The following is a 4059-nucleotide window of genomic DNA, read 5'->3' as shown; positions in this document are numbered from 1 at the left end:
CGTCGCTTATAAGTTTAAGGCTTCATGGCCTTTTTGGTCTAGTTATTTAAGTGTTGCACTTAGATTGTAAATCCGGCAATGCAAAATTTCTCGTAGTGGTGATTTTTTCAATTTTATTGATTACGGCATCCGTTAATTTGATATTTCCTAATGTTACACTCTATGTTAATCAAAAGTACAGTTACGTTTTAAAAGTGTATAAGTATATTCTCGGTTTAATTCTTGCTAATCTAAAAGTTAGAAAGGGGAACTGCTTAATGCGTTTAAAACAAATTAATTGGCCTTATTTAGTGGCGGCCATCGTTATTATGGAAATTATTGGGGGTTTATCTAGTTTATTAGCGGGTAATATAACAAGTATTTATGCTCAGTTAAGTAAACCGCCATTGGCGCCTCCTGGAAACGTATTTGGTATTGTTTGGCCACTTCTTTATTTACTTTTAGGTGTGTACAGTTATTATGTGTTTTATGAATTAGACCATGAACAGGGCAGTCACTTGCAACTTCTCTTTATTACGCAAATGATCTTAAATTTTTTCTGGTGTATTATCTTTTTCCATTTTTCTGCACACTGGCTTGGTTTTATTATTATTCTAATCATGTTGGTAGTGCTGCTAGATCTTCTTTTAGAAACAAAAAGGGTTAAAACTAGTTTAACCTATTTAATTTGGCCTTACTTAATTTGGCTTTTATTTGCGACCTATTTGACAGTTGGGGTGGCAATTTTGAATTAAAGTGTGGTCATTTCTATCTGAAATAGCTGATAAGGCAGACAAAACTGCCTTATCAGCTATTTTTTATGGTTAAAATACAATTTGAAGTTTTCAGAAAAAAGTGAAATAATAAGGAAATTAATTAATGCCATTAACAAAGGACTGAAAGTTTTGCGTTTAAAGAAAAAGTTAGTTTACTGGTTGACGGGTGTATTAGTGGTCATTTTATTAGTAATTACTGGCGCTAGTTTGTACCTCTATCATTTTGCTTTTGAACCTACTCCAAAAGTTCTGTCCCACCCAACGGCCAAAAGTAAGATTATTACCGCTCGTAACAAAAGCTGGCTTGCCAAAATTCCTAAGCAACATTGGCATGAACAATCAGCGACGGATAATTTACGTTTAGTTGCCGATTATGTGCCGGCCGCTAAGGCAACAGAGAAGACAATTGTTGTGGCTCATGGTTATATGGATAACAAAGAAGATATGGCGGCCTACATCCATTTATTTCACAGGCTAGGCTACAATGTTTTGGCGCCAGATGATCGTGGTGCTGGTGCCAGCCAGGGAAATTACATTGGTTTTGGTTGGCCGGATCGATTGGATTATTTGAAGTGGACGAAGCAGGTAATTCACCGTAATGGTCAAACTAGTGAAATTGGATTGTTTGGTGTTAGCATGGGTGGTGCAACGGTGATGATGTTAAGTGGCCAGCACTTACCACATCAAGTTAAGGCAATTGTTGAAGACTGTGGTTACGAAAGTGTTAGTGCCGAGTTAAGTTATGAACTGAAGAGCTTATATCATTTGCCGAAATTTCCGTTACTGTATTCTGCCAGTGTTGTCACGATGATTCGCGCACACTATAATTTTTTGCAGGCGAGCTCATTAACGGCTTTACACCATAATCACTTACCAACGTTCTTTATTCATGGCAGTGCAGATACTTTTGTTCCAACGCGCATGGTTTATAAAAATTATGCGGCCACTAAAGGGAAGAAACAGTTGTGGATCACAAAAGGTGCCCACCATGCTGAATCGTTTAGTGATTATCCAAAACAATACCGGCAAAAAGTTGGCCAGTTCTTTGCCAAAAACTTAAATTGATTGGATTAAGGATTTAGGCTATTTTTACCAAGTGTATTTGCCATTCAATTAAAAGCTTGCTATAATGATAAGGTTGTTATTTGTAATAAGTATGGTTAATGGCAATGCGGGTGTAGTTTAGTGGTAAAATTCAAGCTTCCCAAGCTTGCGTCGCGAGTTCGATTCTCGTCACCCGCTTGAATAAGTAAACGATTAAGTTACTGTGATCGTTTTTTATTAATTTATTGAGAAAGAATAATTACGCAAAATTGTGTACAGCGAGTCTAGATTTGGTGGGAGCTAGATGGTAGTTAGCGTAAGGTCGTGCTTTTGAAAATTAAACTGAATATGAAAGTGGATAGCCTATCAAAAGGAGTGGTACCGCGGGTTTTAACTCGTCTCTTACAATTTTTGAGGGCTTTTTTTAGACAAAATTTTAAGGAGGAACTACTTTATGAATGATCAAGCAACAGTCGTAAAGGCTTTACTGCCCGTCCTAGACGGGACATTGGATGAGGCAACAATTCAAAAATTAATTGAGGTCCCGAAGACATCTAATTTGGGGGATTACGCTTTTCCAGTTTTTACATTGGCCAAAACTTACCGTAAGGCGCCACAAATGATTGCCAAAGAACTAGTCGAGAAGATTGATGCTAGTCAGTTTGAGAAAATCCAGGCGGCTGGCCCTTACATTAATTTCTTTTTGGATAAGCCACAATTCAGTCATGACTTATTACACGAAATTTTAACAACTGCTGATCATTATGGGGATGCCGATCTAGGCAAAAAGGGCAACGTTCCGATTGACATGTCTAGTCCTAACATTGCTAAGCCAATTTCCATGGGTCACCTACGTTCAACGGTAATTGGGAATGCTATTGCTAATATTTTACGTAAGGTCGGTTATAATCCAATTAAAATCAATCATTTAGGTGATTGGGGAACACAATTTGGTAAATTAATCGTTGGTTATAAAAAGTGGGGTAGTGAAGAGGCAGTTAAGGCCGACCCAATTACCAATTTATTGAAATATTACGTTCGTTTTCACCAAGAGGATCAGAAAGACCCTGAGTTGGATGATGAGGCGCGAGAATGGTTCCGTAAACTAGAGGCCGGGGATGATGAAGCAACAAAACTCTGGTCTTGGTTCCGTGAAGTTTCTCTGAAATCATTCATGAAAATTTATGACATGCTAGGAATTACATTTGATTCGTTTAATGGCGAGGCCTTTTATAACGATAAAATGGCGGAAGTCGTTCAATTACTAGAGGACAAAAATTTGCTGAAGGAAAGTCAAGGGGCCGAAATTGTTGATTTATCAGCCTATGATTTAAATCCAGCCTTGATTAAAAAGAGTGATGGCGCAACATTATACATTACGCGTGATTTGGCGGCCGCCATTTACCGTAAACGAACTTATGATTTTGTTCAGTCGGTCTACGTTGTTGGTAACGAACAACGGGACCATTTTAAGCAGTTAAAGGCCGTCTTGAAAGAAATGGGCTTTGCTTGGTCGGATCAAATTCACCATGTACCGTTTGGTCTAATCACGCAAGATGGTAAGAAATTATCGACACGTCAGGGACGAGTTATTTTATTAGAAAAAGTGCTCAATGACGCTGTTGATTTAGCACGGCAAGAAATTGATAAAAAGAATCCTGATTTACCAAATAAAGAGGCTGTTGCCAAAGATGTTGGAATTGGGGCAGTTATTTTCCACGATTTGAAAAATGATCGTTTGAATAATTTTGATTTCAACCTTGAGGAAGTCGTTCGTTTTGAAGGTGAAACTGGGCCTTATGTCCAATATACCAACGCACGAGCACAAAGTATTTTACGTAAGGCTGGGGCAATTGAACTTGATGCTGCGGCCGACTATACAATTACAGATGCATCGGCCTGGGAAGTTTTAAAGGCATTAGGAAACTTTCCACAGATGGTCGTTAGAGCCAGTAAAGAATACGAACCCTCCGTCATTGCCAAGTACGCGTTACATTTAGCAAAGACATTTAATAAATATTATGCCAATACGAAAGTATTAGTTGATGACGCTGAAAAGCCGGCTCGTTTAGCCTTAGTTGCAAGTGTCAGTCAAGTACTTGTTCAAAGCCTATCGTTACTTGGGGTCAACGCACCCAAAGAAATGTAAGTTAAAGCATCTAAAATAACTAGCAAAAAATTGCGGCTCTCTGTCAAATCCTGTTGATAGCCAATTTTACAGTGTTAGAAGTTAAGCAACTTCTAACACTGTTTTTTTGTT

Annotated in this window: 3 protein-coding genes and 1 tRNA gene; all 4 read left to right on the top strand. The window is 38.2% G+C overall.

The window, feature by feature from the left end; genetic code table 11:
• The first annotated feature begins 257 nt into the window (after positions 1 to 257).
• Positions 258 to 734, top strand: coding sequence for a TspO/MBR family protein (locus EKM98_RS11805; protein WP_125982740.1), 477 nt, complete (start codon positions 258 to 260; stop codon positions 732 to 734).
• A 150-nt stretch (positions 735 to 884) separates the two neighbouring features.
• The gene (locus tag EKM98_RS11800; protein ID WP_318531623.1) at positions 885 to 1820 is read left to right on the top strand and encodes an alpha/beta hydrolase; all 936 of its coding nucleotides are present in this window, start codon (positions 885 to 887) and stop codon (positions 1818 to 1820) included.
• A gap of 106 nt (positions 1821 to 1926) precedes the next feature.
• Positions 1927 to 1997: transfer RNA gene (locus EKM98_RS11795), tRNA-Gly, on the top strand.
• A 256-nt stretch (positions 1998 to 2253) separates the two neighbouring features.
• Positions 2254 to 3948 carry an arginine--tRNA ligase gene (gene argS / locus EKM98_RS11790; RefSeq protein WP_125982739.1) on the top strand — a complete coding sequence of 565 codons (1695 nt, stop codon included), beginning with the start codon at positions 2254 to 2256 and terminating at the stop codon, positions 3946 to 3948.
• Positions 3949 to 4059 lie beyond the last annotated feature (111 nt).

It is taken from the genome of Loigolactobacillus iwatensis, assembly GCF_003950295.1.
GTDB classification, from domain to species: Bacteria; Bacillota; Bacilli; order Lactobacillales; family Lactobacillaceae; genus Loigolactobacillus; species Loigolactobacillus iwatensis.
Note: the sequence above shows the minus strand (reverse complement) of the source record. Positions and strands in the feature narration are given on the sequence as shown.